Source organism: Sorangium sp. So ce590 (genome assembly GCF_051521365.1).
Taxonomy (GTDB): domain Bacteria; phylum Myxococcota_A; class Polyangia; order Polyangiales; family Polyangiaceae; genus Sorangium.
The window spans coordinates 8861410-8884222 of sequence record NZ_CP150346.1 but is presented as its reverse complement, the minus strand read 5'-3'; the positions used below and the strand labels follow the sequence as shown (position 1 = coordinate 8884222).

At 65.9% G+C, this 22813-nt stretch carries 14 protein-coding genes; 7 read left to right on the top strand and 7 right to left on the bottom strand.

Annotation, left to right across the window (positions count from 1 at the left end; genetic code table 11):
• Positions 1-322: 322 nt before the first annotated feature.
• Positions 323-1708, bottom strand: a complete 1386-nt coding sequence (locus WMF28_RS33450) for a protein kinase domain-containing protein (RefSeq protein WP_437597528.1) — start codon at positions 1706-1708, stop codon at positions 323-325.
• A 1361-nt stretch (positions 1709-3069) separates the two neighbouring features.
• Here WMF28_RS33450 and WMF28_RS33445 point away from each other — a divergent pair.
• Positions 3070-7020, top strand: coding sequence for an NACHT domain-containing protein (locus tag WMF28_RS33445; RefSeq protein ID WP_437597527.1), 3951 nt, complete (start codon positions 3070-3072; stop codon positions 7018-7020).
• Positions 7021-7486: 466 nt separating this feature from the next.
• Here the strand turns inward: WMF28_RS33445 and WMF28_RS33440 are convergent, their stop codons facing one another.
• Positions 7487-8725 (bottom strand): putative sensor domain DACNV-containing protein, encoded by a 1239-nt coding sequence (locus tag WMF28_RS33440; protein WP_437597526.1) that lies wholly within the window; start codon positions 8723-8725, stop codon positions 7487-7489.
• Positions 8726-9469: 744 nt separating this feature from the next.
• On the opposite strand from WMF28_RS33440, the gene WMF28_RS33435 reads away from it, so the two are divergent.
• From WMF28_RS33435 to WMF28_RS33425, 3 genes are all read left to right on the top strand, one after another.
• Positions 9470-9658, top strand: a complete 189-nt coding sequence (locus tag WMF28_RS33435) for a hypothetical protein (protein WP_437597525.1) — start codon at positions 9470-9472, stop codon at positions 9656-9658.
• Entirely contained in the window at positions 9655-10086 is a 432-nt protein-coding gene (locus WMF28_RS33430; protein WP_437597524.1) for a hypothetical protein, read from the top strand. The genes WMF28_RS33435 and WMF28_RS33430 overlap by 4 nt, the downstream gene beginning before the upstream one ends.
• 530 nt (positions 10087-10616) lie before the next feature.
• Positions 10617-11813 carry an IS110 family transposase gene (locus tag WMF28_RS33425; RefSeq protein ID WP_437597522.1) on the top strand — a complete coding sequence of 399 codons (1197 nt, stop codon included), beginning with the start codon at positions 10617-10619 and terminating at the stop codon, positions 11811-11813.
• A gap of 412 nt (positions 11814-12225) precedes the next feature.
• On the opposite strand, the gene WMF28_RS33420 is transcribed toward WMF28_RS33425, so the two are convergent.
• The 3 genes from WMF28_RS33420 to WMF28_RS33410 all read right to left on the bottom strand — a co-directional run bounded on the left by WMF28_RS33420 (position 12226) and on the right by WMF28_RS33410 (position 15103).
• Positions 12226-12789, bottom strand: a complete 564-nt coding sequence (locus tag WMF28_RS33420; RefSeq protein WP_437597520.1) for a sigma-70 family RNA polymerase sigma factor — start codon at positions 12787-12789, stop codon at positions 12226-12228.
• Between the two features lie 199 nt (positions 12790-12988).
• Complete coding sequence (locus tag WMF28_RS33415; RefSeq protein WP_437597517.1) at positions 12989-13852, bottom strand: helix-turn-helix transcriptional regulator; 864 nt, start codon at positions 13850-13852, stop codon at positions 12989-12991.
• A 120-nt stretch (positions 13853-13972) separates the two neighbouring features.
• Positions 13973-15103, bottom strand: coding sequence for an RNA polymerase sigma factor (locus tag WMF28_RS33410; RefSeq protein WP_437597516.1), 1131 nt, complete (start codon positions 15101-15103; stop codon positions 13973-13975).
• A gap of 346 nt (positions 15104-15449) precedes the next feature.
• Between WMF28_RS33410 and WMF28_RS33405 the strand changes: the two genes are divergently transcribed.
• From WMF28_RS33405 to WMF28_RS33395, 3 genes are read left to right on the top strand one after another with little or no spacing between them, the layout of a single operon-like run.
• Positions 15450-16451, top strand: a complete 1002-nt coding sequence (locus WMF28_RS33405) for a hypothetical protein (RefSeq protein WP_437604333.1) — start codon at positions 15450-15452, stop codon at positions 16449-16451.
• A gap of 2 nt (positions 16452-16453) precedes the next feature.
• Positions 16454-18112 (top strand): hypothetical protein, encoded by a 1659-nt coding sequence (locus WMF28_RS33400; RefSeq protein ID WP_437604332.1) that lies wholly within the window; start codon positions 16454-16456, stop codon positions 18110-18112.
• Between the two features lie 40 nt (positions 18113-18152).
• Complete coding sequence (locus WMF28_RS33395) at positions 18153-19688, top strand: hypothetical protein (RefSeq protein WP_437597515.1); 1536 nt, start codon at positions 18153-18155, stop codon at positions 19686-19688.
• A gap of 177 nt (positions 19689-19865) precedes the next feature.
• Here WMF28_RS33395 and WMF28_RS33390 read toward each other — a convergent pair whose 3' ends face one another.
• Both WMF28_RS33390 and WMF28_RS33385 read right to left on the bottom strand, forming a co-directional pair.
• Positions 19866-20588, bottom strand: coding sequence for a hypothetical protein (locus WMF28_RS33390; RefSeq protein ID WP_437597514.1), 723 nt, complete (start codon positions 20586-20588; stop codon positions 19866-19868).
• The gene (locus WMF28_RS33385; RefSeq protein WP_437597513.1) at positions 20585-21340 is read right to left on the bottom strand and encodes a hypothetical protein; all 756 of its coding nucleotides are present in this window, start codon (positions 21338-21340) and stop codon (positions 20585-20587) included. Before WMF28_RS33385 ends, WMF28_RS33390 begins: the two co-directional genes overlap by 4 nt.
• Between the last annotated feature and the right edge of the window lie 1473 nt (positions 21341-22813).

The following is a 22813-nucleotide window of genomic DNA, read 5'->3' as shown; positions in this document are numbered from 1 at the left end:
GAAACCAACTTCAAGCCACTCGATGCCCGCATCCGCTTGTCCAAGTAGCAGGTTGAGTAGCTGGTACGAAGGCGGGCGATACTCGGGGCGGAAGACTTTCTGGGGGGGCGAGTCGTCTGTCATTAGAACCACCTGAGAAGGCTCTTTCTTGTGCGACCAAGGCTGAATTCTGCTGCGCGCCCCTGCGCAGTGCAGGGGTGTGTCAGTAGCAATTCAAAGTTCGAAAGCCATCGCAATCGGGGCGCGCAATCCAGCCGCGGGGCACGCATTGTTCCGAGGCGTGGCACGTGGCCGCTCGGGTGATGAGTGATGGCCATGCTGCTCATGACTCGTTCGACAACTTCGAGGCAAGAGCCGACAGAAATCCCTCCACTGCCTCACGAACGTGTTCGCAAAGATCGTCTACGAGGTGACCAATGGCTTGCTCCTGTTCCGCTGACCCAACCCTTACAGTGCGTAAGTCCATCCATATTTTCGTAATTGGCCCGCGCGCGGGATGTTCCGACACCGCATGAGCGGCGGCGATGCACAGGTTACCATCAGCCATGAGAAAGAGAGCTGCTCCAGACCAAAGCGTCACGGGTACGTCGCCGGGGCTCCGAACGGTGGCTTCAATGCCGGTGTTCCACTCGTCCTCTTTGCCTGCCAAATTCTGACGGGCCATGTTGCGTATGAGCCCGCCGGCGTCGAACTCGACAGGAAATGGAACCACTTCCGAGAGTTGCTTAACGAGCGGACGAAGCCGCCATTCCAAAGTATGAAATGCTTCCTTGGCACGTTCCAAACGAGCCTTCTGAAGTTCGTCGGCTCTTCTGGCCGGCTCGTGCAAGGCGGCGAGTCGTGATGCGAGACTTGAGAGATCCGACGGGAGTCTGACAGACACAGGGGCGGCCAGCCAGGCGCGAAGCTCGGCGGCCATCTGGGCCATGCTCGGGCGGTCAGAAGCGTTCGGGCTCGTTGCGTGCTCAATAAGCCGATCAAGAAGGTACGCACGTGGGTGTGATATGTACGCGTCTAATACTAGGCCGCGATCTTCGACACGCTGGAGGCCGGGCGGTGGGTAGTTTTGCCCTGCAGCGAGTACCCAAAGGGTTTTGGCTAGAGCGTATACGTCCACGCTGGCGCCACTGACGCCGGGTTTGCCCAGTAGCATCTCGGGTGCGATGTAGTTTTCCGCACCCAGTTTCTCGCCGTGGACTGTCTCGGCCGTCTTTTCCGGGAAGTCAACGAGACCGAAGTCGCCGATGACCCACGCACCGGAATGGTTGTAGAGGTTGGCTGGCTTTATGTCGCGGTGAAAGTACGAGTCTGCATGCAACGATGCTAGTGTTTCGGCAAATGTCGCAATGGCATCCACAACGTCGGCGAGAGAAGCGTCGTTTTTTCTGATGTACTTTGTAACCTCTATCGCCAGCACTGTTGCGAGCCGCGGCGGGGAGTCGTGCGAAGGTTGCTCCGGCGCACAGGCATCTATGAGCGTCAAGACCCCCGGTCGGGAACGCAGTTGTTGAAGGGCTGTGATCTCGTCGCAAAATCGCTTGTATCGCTGGCTTCCCGGTTTCCAAAACTGTTGGTTGAGCATCTTGAGCGCTGCTCGCGAACCGTGGTCGTGTATGGACTCCCAGACCTCAGCGTTTCCGCCCCTGCCGAGGTAACGCTCGAGTCTCCAGGGACCAACACGGTCACCCTTGCGTCGTTCTTCAGCCATGAGACTGGTCTTTCATGGTGCCGCCTTGCAGGTCGTGGCCTTCGTCCCCTTGTTCACAGAACTATCAGTCCATTGGTCAACCGAAGCCGCCGGACCAGGTCTGACTAGATCGTCGTCTTCTGTAACCCCCCCACGGAAAGTCTCACGGACCGGCTCGGTGCCGCAAGGCCCAAATGCCGTCCAGCGCCATAGGGTAGATGCGTCCAACGCCGGCGGCAGTCGCCGTTTTCCGGGGGGCCGGGGGCGCGGCCGACGCGCCGCCGGAGGCGTCCCGCATAGGTGACACGGCGCGGGCCGCCTCATAGGGAGGTTGCCGGACACATACCGGTCCGTTCACAACCTCGTACCCAAGGGGCCGACGAGGGGGCTGCGGCCGGGCAGGCCGCCGTGGTTCAGGACGTGCTTCATCGTCGAGAATTGACCCACCTCTGGTCGCGAAAACTGGTCCACCCCCCGGCTGACGGTGGTCGCGTCGAGCGCGCCGCCGGCGCGTTCGGGATCGAATCGGTGGTAGGCGCACGGGCCGCGACGGGGGGGCGATGTGCGACGCTCGGGGGATGCGCCGCGCGCGGCCGTGCCGGGCTGCCTGATCCTCGCGTTGGTGATCGGCAGCACGTGTGCTCGGGGCCGTCGTGTCGCGTGGTGGGGCGGACGAAGAAGCAGAGGTCGTGGCCGGAGGGCAGGGGACACCAGGCACGCCTGCTCGACCCCCATCTCGGCCGTCCGCCAGCTCGAACGAATCGACGCGCCCCAGGCACGGTGCCGGCCGCGGGCGGAGTTCCAGCGCGTCCCGCTGGCCGGCGCAGCACCCGAGCGTTAACGTCCGGCCGATGAGCCGCGGGCGCGCAGCACCCGTCGGATCCATCGGCTTGCTCGGCTTCCCAGGTGACGGCGCCGCGCTCCGCCTTGGCGCCGCCATGCCTGAGCTTCCACTTGAGATCCCATCGACTCGCGTCGGCACGCCGCCTGCCAAGGCGCGCGCGTCGGCGACAGGCGATCGTCGGCGGTGGTCGAGCGATCGTCGGCGGAGGGGCGGCGAATGTCGCCCCGGGTTCGGCGGTCGTCGATGGTGGACGCCTGTTCGGTGCACCTTCTGCGGCGATCGTCGATCGTAGCCGGCCTCTCGCCGCACCGCGGAAGGCGATCGACGCCCGCTGGCAGCGTTTTGCCGTGCAGCGGGCGGCGCTTGCCGGATGGCTCCTCCTCGAAGACGCTTCCGGCCCGCGCATCGCGACGGCTAACATGCGGGCAGGCAGGCGTATGGGCAAGCTCTTCGACACGTCCGTGACATCAGGCGCTGGACAAGGGAAGCGTGGGCGCCCCTTCGGTGCTCGACTCGCTCCGGGATCCCCGGCGCGGTCATGACCTTCCTGGAAAACGCGCGGCAGTTCGTGCTTGAGCGCCTGGCCGAGGTGCGACGCGAACTTGCAAAGCTCCGGGAGCCTTATGTCCGCCGGTTGGTGCTCAAGGAGCAGCGTCCCGTGGACGAGTACGGCATCAGCAACCCACTCATCTGGTGGGCGCATGATCGTGATAGGGCCCGGGCGCTGGGCGTGCTGCCGGACGACGAGCTGCACCGCGAGAGGCGGCTCGTCCTGCTCGGGAATGCCGGGGCAGGCAAGAGCCGCATTCTCCAGTTCGCGTTCGAGCAGGCGGCGGAGCGTTTCCTCGCCGACGAGGCGGCCCCGCTTCCTCTCTTCGGTGAGTGGTTGAAGCTGCTCAGCTCGCAGACGCCGATCGAAGAGGTGCTGGACCGCAAGAGCGGCGGGCTCTTCCGGCGCGCACGGCAGGAGCACTCCGCCGGATGCGCGCTTTTCCTCGACGCCCTCGATGAGGCACGGCCGGACGCTGGGCGCATTGTCGACGTCGAACACTTCTTCGGCACGCACGCGGCCACGCTTGCCCATGTGAGCGTGACCTGCCGGCGCGTGGCGTACGATCCGCGCTGGCTGGTCGACGAGGGGTTCGTCACCTACGGCGCGGACCGCCTCGACGACGCAGCATACGCGCAGATCGTGCCGAACGCCGCAAACCTGCGTCGCTTCAGGGTACAGTGCTACGAGCGCGGGATCGAAGGGTTGCTGGAGACGCCCTTCGACGGTTTCTACCTGGCCCGCGAGTTCGCCGCCGGCCGTCCTCTCCCTCCTTCCAGGAGGATCTGTGTCGACCAGCGCTTGAAGGAAATGCTGCGACGGAAGCCGAAGGATGTGGCGCGTGCCCCCGGGCCTTCCTTTGAGAAACTCCGGTTCTTGGCCATCCAGGTCGCCTGTCTTGCAACCTTCGTCAATGCGGAGTTCTCCGAGCAAGAGATCGTCGACTGGCTGGACGACTCGCGCTCTCTCGGAGAGCACCGGCACCGACCGTCGGCGGAGGCGGTGAGCGCGCTGGTCCAGCAACCCCTCTTCGTGAAGCAGGACGGGCGCTGCCGATTCGTGCACCAGCTCTATCACGAGCACCTGACCGCCGAAGCGCTCGACGGGATGCCGTTGCGCAAGCAGCGACAACTCCTGCGCGTCCCGGTGGACGGCCCGGAGCGCGTGCATGTCAATCTTCGGGGCGTCGCGATGGCGCTGGCGGAGCGCGATCACCGCTACCGTGAACACCTGCTTGAAGACGAGCCTCTCATTGCAGGCCTCGCAGAGCCCGCCGCTCTACCTCAGGAGGTACCTGACACCCTGGCGAGGAAGATCATCGATCGGGGCATAGTCCAGGATCGCATTCCTTGGGTCGGCGTGCGACCTCATGGTCGATCGCCTCAGGATGCTCTGCGGAAGCTCCGTCCGCATGATGTTGCCTCGTTGCTCGCGCCTTACCTGAGCAGCGATGATCCCCGAGCGCGAGACTGGGGCGTGGCCGTCGCAGAAACGTGGGGTGGGGCACTGGAGCTGAACCCGATCATGGTGAAGCTCGCGCTCGACACGGCGCAGAACGTCACCGTACGAAACACAGCGCTCAGGGTGGTCGCCGCGACGAGGGATATTGCGTCGGTGCGTCGGCTGCACGGCTTGTTCGACGACGACTCCGATAACATCCGCGCCACGGCTCTCGAGGCGTATGCTCTCCTGGAGGAGCCCTCGCCTGCTGATTACTTCTCGAGGATTCTCCGTGGAAGAAGAGACACGACGATGCACGGTCCGCTGGAGGGGGAGATCTACCGCTACTGCTCGCGGCTCACGCCCGAAGCGCTGAAGGAAGCGTTCTCCGTCATGCCCTCCGTTCAGGAGCAAATGGGCGATTTGTGGCGGAGCGCTCTCCAAGGACTGTACCAACAGGCTCAGAAAATCGGCTTCTACGACGTACCTGTAGACCTGATCCTAAAGGACTGGTCTCAGGCAGACTACAGCTCCGAGTTCGGTGATGCGACCGCGAGCCGGCTTCTTCAAGCAAACCCGGCCTTGCTTCGCCGCGTCTGGGATCATGCGATGCAATCCCTTTCGACGGGGAGCGCCTCGTTCGAGGTCTACAAGGTGTCGTGGGGGCTTGCCAATGCGGCCGGCGATGCCCTGCTCGATCTGCTGCCGGGCTCCTGCGATGGACTCACGAAAGCTCAGAATAGTTTTTTGTTTCATGCCATCCATCGATGGCTGGAGGATCACCGCACCGCGGACGCCGTAAGCCTTGCTCGCTCTCGTGCGCCCGCGTTTTCGTCACACTTCTGGTTGACCCCGCAGCATGTCACGCCGTCATCGGAGCAAAGATTGCTCGAATTGCGAGCAAACCTCGCGGAGGTGGTTCGGGCCAACGCGAACGAGGGAACGAAGCTCGAAAACATATGTCATACGCTCCTATCCCGCGGTAACCGTCAGGCTCGGGCCGTGGTCCTCGACGACTTGCGGCAGGCCGACCCGGATCTATGGCGCCGATGTATCTTCCACATCCTCGAAGGCGAGGACTACTTCTTCATGCCCGGCACCGTGCTCACCTACCTGCGCGATCTCGGCAGCGATCTCTATGTGCACCGATGCCTGGAGCGGCTGGAGCGAGGAGAGGTCGGGCTTCTCGGAGATTACGAGATGATCTCCTACCTGGAGCGCTTCAAGCCTTCCGGGTATGCAGGGGCGCTGAAAGAACACTATCGTCGCGAGGTCATCCGCAGCGACGAGATGAACCCGCGCCATCACGACGCCGCCACCTTTTTGGCGTTGCTCCTCCTGCTGGAGGCTGGCGACGCCTGGGCCTGGTCCGAGTTGGAGGAGCGGATCTCGCAAGGACGCGTTCCGCTGCTGGATGACGACATCATCTTTCCCAGATCCCATTCAGAGAAAGGCGGTGCGTCGTTCTTCATGTCGGCCGCTGCCCGCGCCTCTGCGAACGCCGTGCGCATGCTCGCCGATTGGTACGCCCTCGTTCGAGCGACCCCTACGACGAGCCGCTGGCATCGGTCGGGCTCCCTGCAAGCGTTCCTCCTCGGCATCATGGAGGCCGTCGATCGCGCAAGCACCATCGGCGAACTGGCGCGCCTGCGCGCAGCCGCCGACTACGTGGATGCCCGCTGGCTGAGCCACGTCAGCGAGGACGTCGAGAGCCGCTTGTCGATGTCGGCCTGGTCGGCCGGAGACCTGCTCGACTTCATAAATCGAGAGCGCGTCGGCGCTGTGCACACCGAGCGCGACCTCTTCGAGTGGACCTGCGACGCCCTCGACCGCCTGGCCGAAGGATTCGAGAAGCGCGCCGAGGCGGTCGCAGGCTTCTGGAACGCCCAGCGCCCGAAACAGGAGACGGACTGCCAGAACGTCCTCTGGCCTCTATTAAGGAAGGAGCTCCAGAGCGCCGGGCTTGTTGCCACCATCGACGACGAGATTCCGATCCGAGAGGGCTACTGCGATCTGTTGATCCAGCGGCCTATGGGCGAAGGTCCGACGTTCCGCGTCATCCTGGAGCTGAAGGTCGCACACGAAGGCTACGGAGAACGCCTGCTGATCGATCGCCTGGAAGAGCAGCTCGTCGAGAAGTACATGCTCCCGACCGGGGCGCGCCACGGCGCGTTCATCGTCCTCTGGTTCAAATGCGATCGGTACGACTACCCCGCTGCCTGGAGCGACAAGGCGGCCTTTGCGGTGGCGCTCGAAGACAGGCGGCGAAGTGTGGGTGAGAGGCACCCAGTCACGCTCGCGTCCTACGTGCTCGACATGACCACGCGCTGGCGCGGCCAGCGGAAGGTGCTTAAGGACGAGCGCGAGCGCCGCACGGCCAAGACGAAGGCGCGCGAAGGCCCTGCCCGAGTTGCCGGGAAAACTCGGGCAGCGTCGAAGACCACGCGGGCTTCCCAGGCGCGTGAGGGTGCGTCGACGCGCCGCTCCCGCGGCTCCTGAGCCGCCTGTGACTACCGCGCGTTCCATCCCAATGTATTGGCGCCCACCGCCCGGGCATCATTGCTCGGTCAACGAAATCACGCGGAGGTGACTCATGCGGATCAAGGGGGTTGCGGCGGTGCCGCTCGGCGTCGCAGCGGTCAGGCTGCGGGTGGCGGCTCGGGTGTGAACCTCGCGCGGGGCTCGTCGGAGAGCAGCGATGGCGCGAGCACGAGCGATGCAGGCGGTAGCAGCGCGAGCAGCTATGATGCCTGAGAAGGGCTCCTCATCCTCGATGAGCATCACGTACAGAAGGGCACGGACGAGTTGCACATCTGCGCGCTGACCAGACGACCGTGAATTCCCAATCCCGTGGACACGGACGCGACAGAGCGGGGGCCGCGATGAACGACTTGCCGGTCTGCCGCGGCGCGGGAGCGCCGTCGGCAGCAGCGGCTTGTTGGGCAGCTCTTGTCAGCGCATCCTATCACCAGTGCCGCTCCATTGCGACGGGCCTCCAGAGCGTTACCGCGTTACCAGCGTATCGGGTAAGGCAAGACACGATGCCGTCTTGCGAAACCACAAATGCCATCGTATCAGTGTGGTTGTAACAGAAGCGGGCGGTAGAGTTGTGTCTCGTCCCGAGTCGGAGCAACGGCGATGTGCTCACATCGGCAAAACCCTTCGGGTCCGTGTCGCGAGCCAGGCGGATTGGCACCTCCTTTGGCTCAGCGCATAGAATGTGGGCTCCAAAGCCGACGATTGACAGATCCCGTCGAAGCACGAGTGCCCCATCAATACTCGCCAGATCGGCAGCGAAACTGGCAACATCTTGCTCAAATTCATGTTCCTTGATTGCCCGGCGCCTCTGTCTTTCAATTTCAATCTGTGTGGGATCCGGCTCTGGTGTGCCGAGGACTGATACACTTCCAATATCGATCGTGGACCCCAGTGGATCACCCTCGGCGAAACGGATAGCATCCTGAATGGCCGACGATCCATTATTGGTGCAGTAGCGAATGTCCAAGGAAGACAGATCGCCTTCCTGAACTAGCAATACGATACCACCATGTCCGCGATCAGCCAAGTTATGGATAGTACGTTTCAGTAATCTGGCATAAATGTTTGCGTCTAGCCCGGAGGCGGTGGCGTACTTGTATAGTTCTGAAAAGAGCCGGCCCCCCTCGAAAATGCCCACTCCATCCTGAAGAACCCTACCTTTCGAAATCGTTGCAAATCGACGGCGGCCAATGTCGACGGTGATGGTGCCGATGTCTGTCACCGTAAGGATAATAGGATCGTACACAAGACCACTACATGACAACGATTCGCCGCGAGCAAAGCGGTATCGCCCCGTGTTTGTTCGGATGATACCGCTGATGACCAGGCCCGCGTCTTGCTGGGAAACGGCGATAATGGTCTGGCGTCGATCGATTGCCGGGGCGAGCTTGGCGATCACCCCGGGATCGAATGGTTTAGGCGTGTGGAATCGTATTGGGTTCCACTCCCGTCTGTTCACGCCGTGGCCAGAGAGCATCTCATCGTCAACAAGCGCGATCGAGAACGCTGCGAACTGACCTTCTTCGCGCATCAAGCCAGCAAAGAATGTAGTATCAATGAACAATCCTAGTTGGGCCGATGTTGTTTTATTTGCGGCGGCCCCGAGAGAATCGTGAAGGCGGCGGGCGAAATCGCCAATATTCAGTCCGAGTTGCTCTTCTATCATCGCACAATTCGTGAATCTGTGGTCATCCTGTCTGTCCAACTATCAGTCGATTGGTCAACCGAAGCCGCCGCACGAGATCCGTCTAGATCGTCGCCTTCAGTAACCTCCCCCTACGGAAAGTCGCACGGCTCGGCTCTGCGTCGCAAGGCCCAAATGCTGCCCAGCGCCATAGGGTAGGTCCGTCTAACACCGGCGGCAGTCGCTGCCTTTCCGCGGGCCGGGGGCACGGCGGACGCGCAGCCGGAGGCGTCGCGCATGGGTGACACGGCGCGGGCCGCATCATCAGGAGATTGCCGGACACATACGGGTCCGTTCACCGCCTCGGACCGAAGGGGCCGTCGAGGGGGCTGCGGACGGCCAGACCGCCGCGGTTCAGCACGTGCTTCATGGTCGAGAATTGACCCGCCTCTGGTCGCGAAAACTGGTCCACCCCTCGGCCGACGGTGGTCGCGTCGAGCGCGGGTCGGCCTGCGCCCCGGAGCAGTGGCGCTCCGGTGCCCGATGGATCTGGAGTTCCACCAGCTCGACCTTCGCTACGAAAAGCTTCGCGGCCGCAGCCCGGCGCGGGAGCGGGCCTGTTTTCGTCGCTCGCGGAGGTCGGACAGCAGGCGCCGATCGTCGCGGTGAACCTGGCCTCGTCTGAGCGGCCGGTGGTGATCGACGGCTACAAGCGGGTGCGGCTGCTTCCTCGCCTGGGGCAGGACACGGGCAACGGCGTGGGCTCTGGGCGAGGCGGATGCGCTGTTGCTCGAGCGGATGCTGCGCGCGGGCGACGCGGACAACGCGCTCGATCTGGGCTGGTTGCTGCGCGAGGTGCGGGAGCGATTCGGCCGGACGCCGAGCTGGGTAAGCCGGCGGCGGTGCAAGAACAACCTCGTCCGCGTGCACGAGGAGCTCGTCGCCGCCGGCGCGAAGCTCTCGATACACGGGTGACCGCGCCCGAGCACGGACCGCCGCGCAGTAAGAAGGTCTTCACGCGCGACACGCCGTCGCCCGAGGAGCGCGAGCTTTCGTACGGCGGCGACGAGGTGATCGCGGAGGTCGCGCTGCTCAAGCGGCGCGTCCGTTCGCTGCGCACCCTGCGCAGGCTGGCGATCATGATGCGCGACTACCCGTGCGAGCTGCTGCTGCTCGACACGGTGCGGATCGCGGCGCACTACGGGCTCTACGTCATGGATCGGCTCGAGAGCCTGGTGCTGGGTCGCGCCGCCGGCGACTTCTTCCCGCTGCCGCCCGAGGCCGAACGAGCTCGGCTGGGTGGCGCTCGAGCCGAGCCCAACGCCTATTCTTCACCCAGAAGTGCGAGGATCTTGTCGCGCAGCTCTCGCTTGACCCGCTGCCGGTTCAGGTCGTCCTCGTAACCGGCTGCGACAGGTGACACCTTGATGACCCCTTTGATCATTCATGAGAGCGTCGATGATTCGCTCGGCCTCATGGTCGTCCAAGTCGCGCGGGAAGTGCACAACCAGGCCTTAGATGGGATGAGGCAGCCCAAGCGGCGCCTGGACCCACGATGCCGACCGCACCGACCCGAGCTTCTGCTCGACGCGTTCGCGCGGCGGGGCCTGCGAAGGCAGCCCGCAGCACCGTGGCGGTCGGCCCATCGGCAGCTGCAGAGCGTGCTGGAGTGCTCGGAGGCGTCAAGGGTTCGCGAGCGGAGCTCGCCGGCTCCGCCGCCCTTGACTCTTCCTGCGCGCTCCAGCCGGACAAAGCTGCGGGCGATGGGCGGACGGAGGCCTCCGGCGGGGGCTCCAGGCTCCGGAGAGGAGCGCGCAAGAAAGAGCCGCTCGGAGCAGCAAGCAGTATGGCTGACCTCTCGCCTGCAGGGTGGCCTGCGGGCACCCCCACGCGTCCGAAGACGCAGAAGACGGGGGCCCAGGAGAGGTCAGCCATGCGAAGTGTAGCGCTGGATCTGGGGGTCAACGAGATCTCGTTCTGCGAGGTGGCGGGCGGGGCCGTGGTGCTACGACGCACGGTCCGCTCGCTCGATTCGCTTCAGGATGTCCTCGGTCCGTCGTCCTCGCCGGCCCGGGTGGCGATCGAGGCGTGCCGCGAGGCCTGGGCGGTGCACGACAAGCTGCGCGACTGGGGTCACGATGTGCTGGTCGTCGACACCACGCGAGCACGTCAGCTCGGCATTGGTCAGCACGGCCGCAAGAATGACCGCCTCGATGCCGAGGCGTTAGCGCGCGCCGTCGAGCGCGGGGGCATTCCGCTCGCTCACGTGCTTTCGCCTCGCCGGCGGGCCATCCGCCACCAGCTGGCCGTCCGACGCGCGCTGGTCGAGACGCGGGCCCAATATGTCACCACCGTGCGCGCCATCGTGCGCGCGTGCGGACACAAGCTCGCGACGTGCACCACCGAGGGCTTCCTTAAGGTGCTGAGCGCGGCGGCCTTGCCGGCCGAGACCCGCCGGCTCGTTGGCCCCCTGGTGACGGCGCTGGAGATGCTCACCCCTCAGATCGCGCTGGCCGATGCCGCGCTCGAGCAGCTGTGCACCCACGAGCCGGAGATCGCGCGGCTGACCACGACACCCGGCGTGGGGCTGGTTGTCGCCGCCGCGTTCGTCTCGGTGGTGGACGAAGCCAAGCGTTTTCACCACGCCCACCAGCTCGCCTCCTACCTGGGCCTGGTCCCCTTAGAGGACACCTCCGGGGGGCGCGACAAGCGGCGATTGGGCTCGATCACCAAGCAAGGCAACGCCTATCTGCGCACGCTGCTGACGCAGGCTGCGCACACGTTCCTGCGGCACAAGAGCGGCGACGACCCGCTGGGCCGATGGGCCAATGCCATCACCGAACGCCGGGGTCGCCACGTCGCGGTCGTGGCGCTGGCGCGCCGGCTGTCGGGGGTGCTGTGGGCCATGTGGCGCGACGGCACGGTCTACGATGCGCAGAGCGCAGCGGCCGCTTCGGCCAAGGGCCTGCGGCTGCAAGCACAGGCGGTCGAGCAGCAGGCGCAGGGCATGAAGAATGCCGCGATCAAGGCGCGCCGTCGGCAGCGCTCGATCGACAAGGGACTTGGCGCCGCTGCGGTAACGGCTCCGTCGAGGCCGGTCTCGACCTCAAGGAGGGCCTCGGTGCACTGACTTCCCCCACACGGGGGACGTGCGCCACGAGCGCGTCACACTGGGAGCGTGAAAGAGGGCCACGTGGATGAGCGCGCGAGCACCAAGGGTGATCGGCCTTTGGGTCGAACACGCCGTGCGTTAGATTGCGCCTCCACGATCCCGTTTCGGACCCCCAGCGTGCATCCAGGCCACCACGGCGACCGCCGGCCTGTGAATGCGGATCGTTGATCGAGCCACAGCTCGCTCCTGTGGACGCGACGAGGCGCTCAAGCACAAGCGAAACGACGCCCGAGCAGGGCGAAGGGAGACGTCCATGCCGAAACGACCTGCACTGACGACGCCGAACGCTACCGCTGCCGAGCCGAAGCCGGCCAGCCGCGCAAAGAGAGCGCTAAAGTCCTTGACCTCAGGGCTGCCTCATCGTTGATGCTCATTGCGACCCCACTCTCCGGGCGAAGTCCTCCATGGTTACCCGAAGCCCGATGATGTCGCGCAGCGCAGCCATGGCCTTGGTGCGTCGCTTGTAGAGCGTAGAGAGAGGTAGCCCCGCGTCTTCTGCCACCTGGGCCATCGGGATCCCATACAAATCATGTGCCACGAGAACGAAGCGCAGCTGCGGATCGAGCTCGTTCACCGCGTCAATGGCGCCCGATCTGATGCTGTCGGATTCCATCGCAGCAGCGGCATCCGGTGCTGGATCGGCTACATCGCTTAAATCGACGAGCTCCTCCCTGCGGTGCTGCATACGCTTGTGATAGTGCGAGGCAACGTGTACGGCGATCGCGTTCAACCAGCGTTCCGGCCTGCCACGCTTCGGATCGAACCTGGGCCAGCTCTCCCAGGCGTTGAGCCAGACTTGACCTGCGACATCCGCACGATGGCATAGTGGGACCCCCAGTCTCCGCAGCCAGCGCAGCACGGCACGTACCACCGCCGGGCAAAATAGGCGCGCGCACGCGGCGGCGCGTTCGTCGTCATTCGACAGACGACCCATGGCTTCACCCTCCCCCGCGGGCAATCGCCCATCATCTGATGATGCCGCGTCTCCGCACACATGCGGCACCGGCTCGCGGTCTTCCCCGGAGGTGTCCGCGGCCAAAGGAAGACGTCAGCCGTAGCTGCTCAGTTCCCGGAGCGGTGCCATGGTCGCCAGCAGGCTCCTGATGGCGTGTAGCTGTGAGGCGCGGCGGCGCTCATCCATGGCCCCCTACTCCCGGCAGCGTCGTGTTCAGCGGAGATCGCTCTGCTTCCTCCCAGTCGGCCCCGTTGGGGGAGCTCGCCCCCGCTTCGCCGCGTTGTACCGGGAAGCTCGTCAGCGTGGCAGCGCGCCGGACGAGCTCTGTCCCCGTGGCGGCGCGGACAGGGAGCGGCGACCTAAGGCGCGGCTGTGGAGGCGGCGGGAGCTTCGCGCGCGGGCTCCTGGCCGCAAGCTCGGGAGACGGCACCACAGGCGGAGGAACGTCGAGCGCGCGGGCAGGTATCGTGGGCGGAGTCGGCGGCGCCGAGCTCTCGCGCTTGGTCACGGGCTCGCCGACCTGGATCACCACGGTCTCCTCGGCGTCCGTCCGGTGGTCGTCGTGCAGCCGCCAGAGGCGCTCCCAGTACCGAGCAGGAGTGCCGGTGAAGGCCTCCAACTGCCGAGCAAGACCGGGCGTCATAGGAAGCTCGCTCCTCAGCAGCCGCTCCACCTCCCGCGGGTCCAACCCAGTGCTCTCGGCCAGCTTCCTCCTCCACGAAGGCATCGTCGCGCAGAACGACTCGAGGACCCTTCCTGGCCAGGGGACCGGGCGCGCGTGGACCTCTGTCAGCTCTGCGAGCGCCGCGTCGACGTGACAGTCCAAAAGGCGCCGGTATCGGTCCCGCTCGTCCGCTGCCTGCTCCTTCGCATCGGTGAGGGCTGCCTCCTCGTCATCATGCGCGTGCTCGCGCGCCTCGCGAATCCCGCGCTCTCGTCCCAGCGCTTCGCGCGCGGTGACCGCGAAGCCGATCGCGACGCACGCGATCATCGCGAGCCCGAGCGGCGACACGAGCCACATCGCACCCAGCATGTCTTCCATGACCTTTCGCCTCCTGGACGTGAGCGTTCTTGTCCGAAACAAGGCGGATCTCGGCCTTGCGCTGCGTGAAAGCAGCACCGCTATCCCCGCCTGCCTAGCTATTGATGGGTAGCCGACGATTCAGCGAAGCTGCCTGAACAGCGCTTCGCGCTCGGCGGCGAGCCGCCCTCGCGGGAACTGCCGCGCGTGGGCCTCGAGCAGCCGGCGAGCCTCGACGTCGGCCATGACGTCGTTGGCCTCGATGGCCCTCCGCGCCTGGTCGACCAGGCTCCTCTCGACCTCGCCGGCGGTCGGTCGAACGACGCTCGCCGGAGGCGCGGCCCGGTGACTTGTCGTCTTCGCGTTCGAGGGAGCGGGCGTGCCGATCGCCATCGCTTCGCCGTGCGCGCTTCCGTGTTCCGTGCGCGACGAGATCTCGTGGACGATCGCCGCGGGGGGCGCCGCTGCGTCGGGCGCCCCGTCTCCGCCGGCGGGACCCGCGGCGCTGTGGGCGCCACCTCGCGCGGGGGGCGCCACGGCGTCCTGCGTCGCGGGTGCGGTGGCAGGGGCATAGACCGCCGCCGCCCTGATCCGCGATTCCGGGTCGGGCAAGGGCGGCACCGCGGAGACGAGCGCGCCCGTCAGCACGACGAGCGCGGCCTGAACGAGGATCCTCATCCCAAGACGGCGCAGCGAGGCCACCCGCCACGCGCGACGGCGGAACCCCCAGGCGAGCGGCACGCAGGCGCTGTCGTCCCATCCGTGAGAGCGCTGCCGCGCCCGCCACCGTCCGCCCTGCGCCTCGAGTTCCTCGAGCGCCCGCCGGTGTCGCGTCTTCACCGTGTCGAGCGGGACCCCCTGCTCGGCGGCGATCTGGGCGAGCGGGATGTCCTCGAGGTCGTGCTTGATCAAGAGATCCCGGTGGTTGGGATCGAGTTGGGCGAGCAACTGCCGGGTGAGCTCTTCCCGCTGCCGTCTCCGGAGCAACTCTTCCGGCGTGGGGCACTCATCTCGGATCTCGCACGCATCGAACGACGTCAGCACCTCGCCGCGGCAGCGCGTGTCACGGACGTGATTGCGCGCCTGGTTGACGGCGATCGTGACGCGGTACGGCGCCGGGTCGCCGCCCGGCTCGATCCGCTTGTCGGCGTCCAACCCCCGCAGCAGCGCTTCCTGGGCGACATCCTCAGCGTTTCGCGCCGGGACACCGTGGCGCCTGGCCAGGCGCCGGAAGAGCTCGAAGCCGAGGGAGACGGTGGCTGGCTTGTCCACGGTCAGCAGCACACCTGAGGCGGCCAAAACGGTTCAGAAAAATGAGTCGAGGAACAAGTTCGGTCGGACAAAGTAGCCGCATGTGGCGACTTGGACTACATTTGACCAGGTCCGGCGGACGGACGAGCGCATTCCGTCATCCGGCCGCCAATTGTCGCAAAAACCGCCGACGTGTGGCGGTTTCTGCCGGTTGACGCCGAGCAGTCGGCGTCAGTACCGTCGCTACATGCGTTACATTGCGCATTCGCTCTCGATTCTTCTCACGCTCGGGGCCGTAACAGGCTTCACGAACTCGTCCAGCGCGGGCGATATCCATCCCAAGGCGGGACCGAGCGACGGGGCGACGCTGAAGGAGCATGTTCGCCGGGGTCGGACAGCACGCAAGGCCAGGCTGTGGACCGAGGCATACGCTGCCTACAAGGCGGCTTTCGAGGCCGCGGAAGCGGCGAGCAGCACCGAGGTGGAGCGCGCGGAGCTCGCCGGCGAGCTCGGCCTTTGCGAGCTTGCGCTGCACAAGTACCGCGACGCGGCCGAGCACCTGGCCAGGAGCCTCGAACAGCGCGAAGCATTGCCAGAAGCGCTCCAGCAGCGATTCGAGGCAGGGCAGCGCAACGCAGCGCCGCACGTCGCGCGGCTCGTGCTCGCGGTCGATCCGCCCGACGCCGAGGTGCTCATCGGGGGCAAGCGCATCGGCCGGACCGCGCGGACCTACACGCTGTTCTTGGAGCCGGGCCAGCACATGGTGCGGGGCCGTGCACCGGGCTGTAAGGACGCGCTTCATTCCTTGCGCGCCGTGGCAGGCGCGGAGCACGAGTTCACGATGCCGTTGCTGTGTGCGGCGGCGAGCAGCACCAAGGAGGCGAGCAGCGCCAAGGAGGCCGCGTCGACGACGCCGACCCCCGTGCGCGCTTTGCCGGCTCCGCGCGCTCAGGCCCCCAGCCCGTGGGCTTCCTGGCCGGGGACGCTGCGTGTCGTGGGAATCACGCTCGCGACGGGCACCGTATCGACAGGCGCCATCCTCATGCTCAGCGCCAGCAAGCTCGACCAGGATATGAGCGCTCGGCGTGACCAGCTCAAGAGCGACCCAAGATCGAGCTCGTCCATGTGCTGGCAAGCGCCAGAGCGCTCGCCGTGCGGCGAGCTGCGGCGCCTGCGCGACGCGCGCAACCTGTCCGACCGGGTGGGTACGGCCCTCGTCATCACGGGCGGTGTGATCGGCGCGGCCACCGCCGCGTCCTTCTTCACCGACTTCTCCTTCTTGGAACGCACGCCAGCTCAGGATCGGGTCAATGTATCGCCCGTCGTGACCGGGCACGAGACGGGCGTGAGGATCGAGGGGGTGTGGTGACCATGCCGGGTACCGAGGGGATGCGGCAACGGGAAAACCGAAGAGCGTTGGCCGCCGCCGTTGCTGTCGTGGTCTGTGCGTGGGGAGCGAGCAGCACGCTGCTAGCTTGCACTTCGTACCGCGACGATTGTTGGGAAGTAATGGAGTGCGCCCCTGCGCCTGAGCCGACTCTCTGTGACGGCGACCCGGCGACGACAATGGCGCTGGACGAGTGCGGCGTATTCGTCAGCCCGTTGTTGGGTGACGACAGGAGCCCTGGCACGAAGGACGCACCGGTGAAGACCCTGCAACACGCGATCGGGATCGCCGCGAGCGGACGAGGCAACGGCGAGGCTGCGACCCGGCGCGTGTATGCGTGCGGCGGGTTGTTCGAGGAGGAGGTCACGCTGCCTTCTGGGGTCGACCTCTGGGGCAGCCGCCTCTGTGACGGCGGCAGCGATTGGTCGTATGAATGGTCGGCCATCGGACCGAAGGCGTCGACCGTCATCGCACCGCCTGCGAGGATCCCGGTGCGGGTCCTCGGGGGCGAAGATGCAGGCATCGCGGGGGGCGACGCGACGTCGTTGATCGTCGGTGTGCGCGCCGTGGCGGCCGACGCTTCCGCGATCGATGGAAAGTCGTCGATCGCGATGATCTTGAGCTCGGGGGCCCGGGCGATCGTGCGGGACAGCCAGATCATCGCGCGCAACGGCAAGGACGGGGAGCCGGGAGAGGACGCGCGCAGCGAACCGACCAGCGACGGCGTGCAGGGGAACGACGGCGCGGACGCCTGCACCGCGGACTTCGCGAAAGGCGCTCTCCCCGTCGTGACGATGTGCGACGACGGCATCGAGTCGACGGGCGGATCTGGGGGCTACGGCGACCTCGAATCGGGGGGCGATGGCGCTACGGGACAGCCCGCACCTGCGGAGACTTCGGAAAATGACGGCCACGCGGGGCTCGGCTCGGATCTCACGAGATGCAGCGACGGCAACGATGGCGCACACGGCGCCCACGCCGATCGCGCGGGTGGCGCCTTGGGTCCAGGATTCCTCAGCGACGATGGATGGATCGGTGTCCGTGGTGAGGACGGGAAGAAGGGCGGCGTCGGCCAGGGGGGCGGCGGCGGTGGCGGCAGCAAATCGCGCGGCGAGATGACGGCGTGCCCGGCGGGCCGACCTCAAGCCGGGGCGGCCGGCGGCTCGGGAGGAAGCGGGGGCTGCGGCGGCCAGGGAGGCAAGGGCGGCGGCTATGGCGGGGCGAGCATCGGCATCATTGCGTTGCAGGGGAGCGCGCTGACGCTCGAGCGGACGGAGGTGTTTGCGGGCAACGGCGGCCGGGGTGGGGTCGGCGGAACGGGCCAACCAGGCGGCCTGGGGCTTATGGGCGGTGACGGTGGGCTCGGCTATAACAACATGTGGAGGGGGTGCAGCGGCGGCCGTGGAGGCAACGGCGGCCGCGGAGGCGATGCCGGAGGTGGCCTCGGCGGCCCTTCGTATGGCGTCGCGTCCATCGCTGCCTCCGTGAGTTTCGGGCCGGACGCCCCCGCGAAGGCCGGAAGCGGTGGGGAGGGTGGCCTCGCCGGCAATGCAGCGCCTGATGACCACGTCGGGATGGGCCTGCAGGGCGACTCCGTGCCTTACCGTCAATTCGACGTCCCCGATCCCCCACCGCCCCAGTGAATGTCCCCCCCCATGCACGACGCGACATCGAGGAAGAACGATGCGAACCACAAGAGCGATCTATCTGTCCCCCGCGCTGCTCCTCGTCGCGGCCGGCTGCGGCACCGCACCGGGTCCCAACGAGCCGGGCGGAACGGGCTGCGACGGCACCTCCTCGTGTCAGGGGGACGCGCCGACAGAGTCGTTCTGTCTCGAGCGCCTCGCCGCGGACGTGTGGGAGGATGGCTGCGGGGTGTTCGTGGCCGGCGTTTGGGGCGACGGCGACGACACGAACCCGGGTACGAAGGAGCGGCCCGTGCGCACGTTGCAGCGCGCCGTGGAGCTCGCACGTACCGGACGCGGGCGCGTGTTCGCGTGCGCGGACGGCTTCTTCGGGCCCCTCACGCTGCCTTCCGGCGTGGATCTCATCGGAGGCTTCAGCTGCATCGACTGGGATCGCATGCCCGACACGCGCTCGCTGCTTCAGATTTCAGCTATCGACGGCATCGCCTTGTTCGTCGTACCGGCGAGCGCCGGAGATACGGGAGCCGCGGACGGTGTATCGACGATCGTCGACATGCGGTTCAAGTCGGGCGGCCCGACCGGAATGCTCGTGCAATCCGACACGGTCGTGGAGCTCATCCGCAGCGAGGTTGGCACGTCGTACGGCTGGGCAGGTCATGATGGGGGGCGCGGGCCACATCGTGCAGCGGACGGACCGGATGGCGTGTACGGCGACGATGCGTGCTCGGCGGATACCGTTCCCGGCGGCCCGGCGGTGGTGAATCCGTGCGACGGTGGAATCCCGAGCGTTGGCGGCAAGGGAGGCGACGGGCTCCCCGACGGCGCGGAGGACGGGAACGACGGGGAGCCGATGCCAGACCCAAACTCCAGGCAGGGTGGCTGGGGAGGAGGCGGAGACGTGCCAGGCGCCCATTGCAGCAATGGATCCCCCGGGCTCTCCGGCATGATCGGCGCCGTCGGCGCCGCGGGTCAAGGCATCGGACGCATCACCGAGACAGGCTGGGTGGGTGAGTGGGCAAGCGACGGCGGCAGGGGGATGCCGGGTCAAGGCGGCGGCGGGGGCGGCGGCCGTCGAGGCGAGCTCGCGGTGTGCGGCGTGGCCACCAAGGGAGGCGCCGGCGGCGGCTCCGGCGGCGCTGGCGGCTGCGGTGGCAGGGGTGGCCGAGGGGGCGAAAACGGGCACCCGACCATCGGCATCGTCGCGCTTCATGCCAAGGTGACGCTGCGCGATAGCGTCATCACGACCATCGACGCGGGTCCAGGCGGCGACGGCGGGGAGCCCGAGGAAGGTGGCAAAGGCGGGCGAGGCGAGCTCGGCGGCGCCGTGGGGGACGGCACGTGGTCCTGCGACGGTGGCGACGGCGGCCGAGGGGGCGACGGCGGCTACGGCGGCCCCGGGCGCGGCGGCGACTCGATCGGCATCGCCTACCTCGACGAGGACCAGCTCACGCTGGAGGGCGTCACCTACGAGCTCGGTCCGCCGGGCAAGGGCGGCATCAGCTGGGACTGGTCGGGTGAGACGATCACGGGGGAGGACGGCATTCAGGTCGAGACGCTGCGCTTTCCTGAATAACTGGATTGAAGCTTACCGCAGCGAGCTATCCGGCTTGATAGAACCGGGCGCGAAGGTCGAAGGACACGTCGGCGAGCTCGGCCCGCTGTGGACGGTTCGAGCCCGGTCCGCTGCGCATCATGCTCTGCCAGATCGCTTGGGGTGTCGGTGAGTGTCGAGGTTGAGAGCATCAACGGCTTACCATGCGTCTGAAAAAAGGCAATCGTATAGCCTGGCCTCTCCCAAATGTCGTAGATTGGTCGCCACGTCCGGCACGACCACGTTGCCGACCTCCGGCGGCATGCGCTCGTATCCCCATGTCGCTTCGATCTCTTGGGCGATCCCTGCAGCGTACGGCTGCTCATCGGGCGATAGCTCAAAGGAGATGACCTGCCGCGTGGGTTTATCTTCCATCGAAGGTGGTTCGACAAGCTCGGGCCTGACCAGCTTGATCAGCTTGCCAACCCAGGCGGGCAGGATGTAGGCCGTATCATGGACGAAGATCGTGACGGCACGAGGTGGCGTCGCGCGGAGCGATTTCTTCCTCTCGATCCCCTCGAGATCATCAACGAGGCGCGAGCTGTAGACGATGTAATAAGGGACCAGGAAGCTCACCCTCAATTCGATTGCATGTCGGTGTTCTCCGGTGGCCTTCGGAAGATAGAGAGAGCCGGAATAACAGCCGTCGTGACTTCCCATCGCGAGATGAACTGAGAAATTGTCGACCTCGTTCTCGGGGAACTGCTCACGCAGGCGCCGCAACATGCCAAGCCACCGTTCGCAGTCGGCGCCGGCTCGGCGACGGGCGTCCACCAGCCGACGATTCTCTTCTGTTTGCACGCGACCAAGATCCTCGTACGGAACTCGCCGAGGGTAGTAGCGATATACGACGTCGAACAACTCCTCGACCCCGTGCTTCATGGCTGTGTGACTCTGGACCCATCCACGCGCTTGCGGAGGCTGATGTCCATCTCGTCCTTTAACATGGTACAGTAGATTCCTCGCGGAATAGTGGGGTTTGCCCTCATTATTTTACGCGAAGCTTTGGTCGCTACATCGGCACTGATGCGCGCGGCCTCGTCCGCTGGAATTTGCCCCTGAGCTTTGTTTCGCAGTGGCATCCCGAACGTCATCTGTGGACATTCCCAGAACTCCGGATATATCTCAACCCATCGCTTGACCTTCAGACTAACGGTGGCTTTTTGCCAGCCTCCCGATTCTCCTGTTCCATCGTCGTGGATCGTTGTGACGAAATTGAAGATGGTTGGCGAGAAGCCGTTCACTCCGGCCGGCGGACACTTCGAGCTGCAGATGTCGCTACAGAATACGTAAGTCTGGCCGTCTCCGGCGGTGTCACCGGGGCCTGAGCATGTGCCATTTGTCGGACTCTCCGAGCTGTCTCTCGGGCGCTCTTCTTCCTCTTCGTCTGAACTATCCGTCTTGTTGCACTGGATCTTTTGCTCGCCGGCGCCTTGCCGTTCTCCCGATGGCGCATCACCGAAGTCACCGGCTGCGCTGGAGCTGAAGACCGGAACGGGCTCCGAACCTGGCCCCGCACCTGCGCCCGAGGTCCATTCCTCGCGAGGGTAGCAGTCTCCCACCGTCCAGTTACATGCCGCCAACACCCAAACTGCGATAGCTACGATGAAAAGCAGGCTCGTTCTTGAGCTCATCTGGAACTCCATCGCATCACGGGGCCGGCAACAACAACGACGGATGCGTAGCCTGGTAGAACAAGACTTCTTCCGTCGATCCAATCCAGGTTGGCGCTCGCCGATATGCCCAGCGGCCCCGCAATGTACGCGCTGGCTTGCGCATGTCCGCCTACCGCCACCCCGGCAACCTGTCCACACAAGGTGCTTCCGCACGCTGGCATGAAGTAGAGCGCAACCGATGGGCCCACGCCAATGTCGCCATCCATCCAGCTGTATCCAAGGGCAACGGAGGTGTGATTGTAAGCGCCGGGTCCGCCTATCTGGATTGGAGGCACAACGCTGCACAGATCATGAACCTTCAACAGGAGGTTCTTTTTAAGGTGCCACGATATCGCAGCATGCGGGCCTACCGCGAAGCGCGGCGCAGTGCCAGCCTGGATCCAGCCGAGACTTACACCGGCGCTCAGCTCCGATGCCTCTACCTGCGTCGAAGCGACACCGAGCACGAGAGCGAACATCGCCGCCGATGCGACCCGTCCGCATTCCGTTCTCATCGGTTACTTCCCCCTTTGGTACCGCCCGGAGAACCTGGCGATGCAACCAATTCTTCTGATGGCAGGATTGGTCGTCAAATGCAACCTGGAGGAGGGTACCCCAATGGACATGGGTCATACCGTCCAGAGCGTGGGCCACTGCGCAGCTGTCCGCGGCGCCAGTGTTCGTCAGGCTGCTGTCACTGGCGGTCTGTCCACGTGGCCGTGAGAGCGCACGGACGGCGGTGCGCCCTGGGCTGCACGACGTCGCCCGCGTGCCAGCGTCCGCCAAGCCGGCGGGCGCGATCGAGCCGCTGCGACGAGCGCCCGTCGTCGTCCGAGGAGATTGCTGCGCCCGACGCGGACTCGCTGAGCCCGGCGAGCTTGACGGAAAACCCGAAGCCGGCTGCTCGCGTCGACCGCAAACCAATAGGAGCGATGCGCGCCAACGGCGTGGGCTCCGTCCGGCTGCCCGGGAACACCTGGACGGCCAACCTGCCGACGTGCTGGACCGAGGACGAAGCCAATCCGCGGCTGGACGTGCTCGCCGAGCGCGCCGGACGCGCGGAGGCTGCCCGAGCTCCTTGCCGATGAGGAGCGCCCCACGACCGACACCGCACGGAATGGACGCAGTTCCGTTGGCAGCGTGGGCCGATGTGCGATGGATCTGACGCGACGCCGCCGATGGCCGCTACCGCCACGGCCCGGCCGCACCCGCGATCGCAGCCGGTCCCGGCGCCCCCTCGGGGTCACGTCCGCGCGGCGTCGAGGGGCGCTCAGAACTACCAAATCGAGCCCTTCGTTCCCCCGTTTTTCAGCCCCTCAGCGGCGCTTCCAAGAACAGCTAACCCCGCGACACGCCTTGATGTTCTTTCCGGGCGCGTACCCCGGTAGTTCGTGTCGAACTACCGGGAGCGCAGAACGAATAGGCGTTTGCGGGACTGCGCCTGAGCAGCAG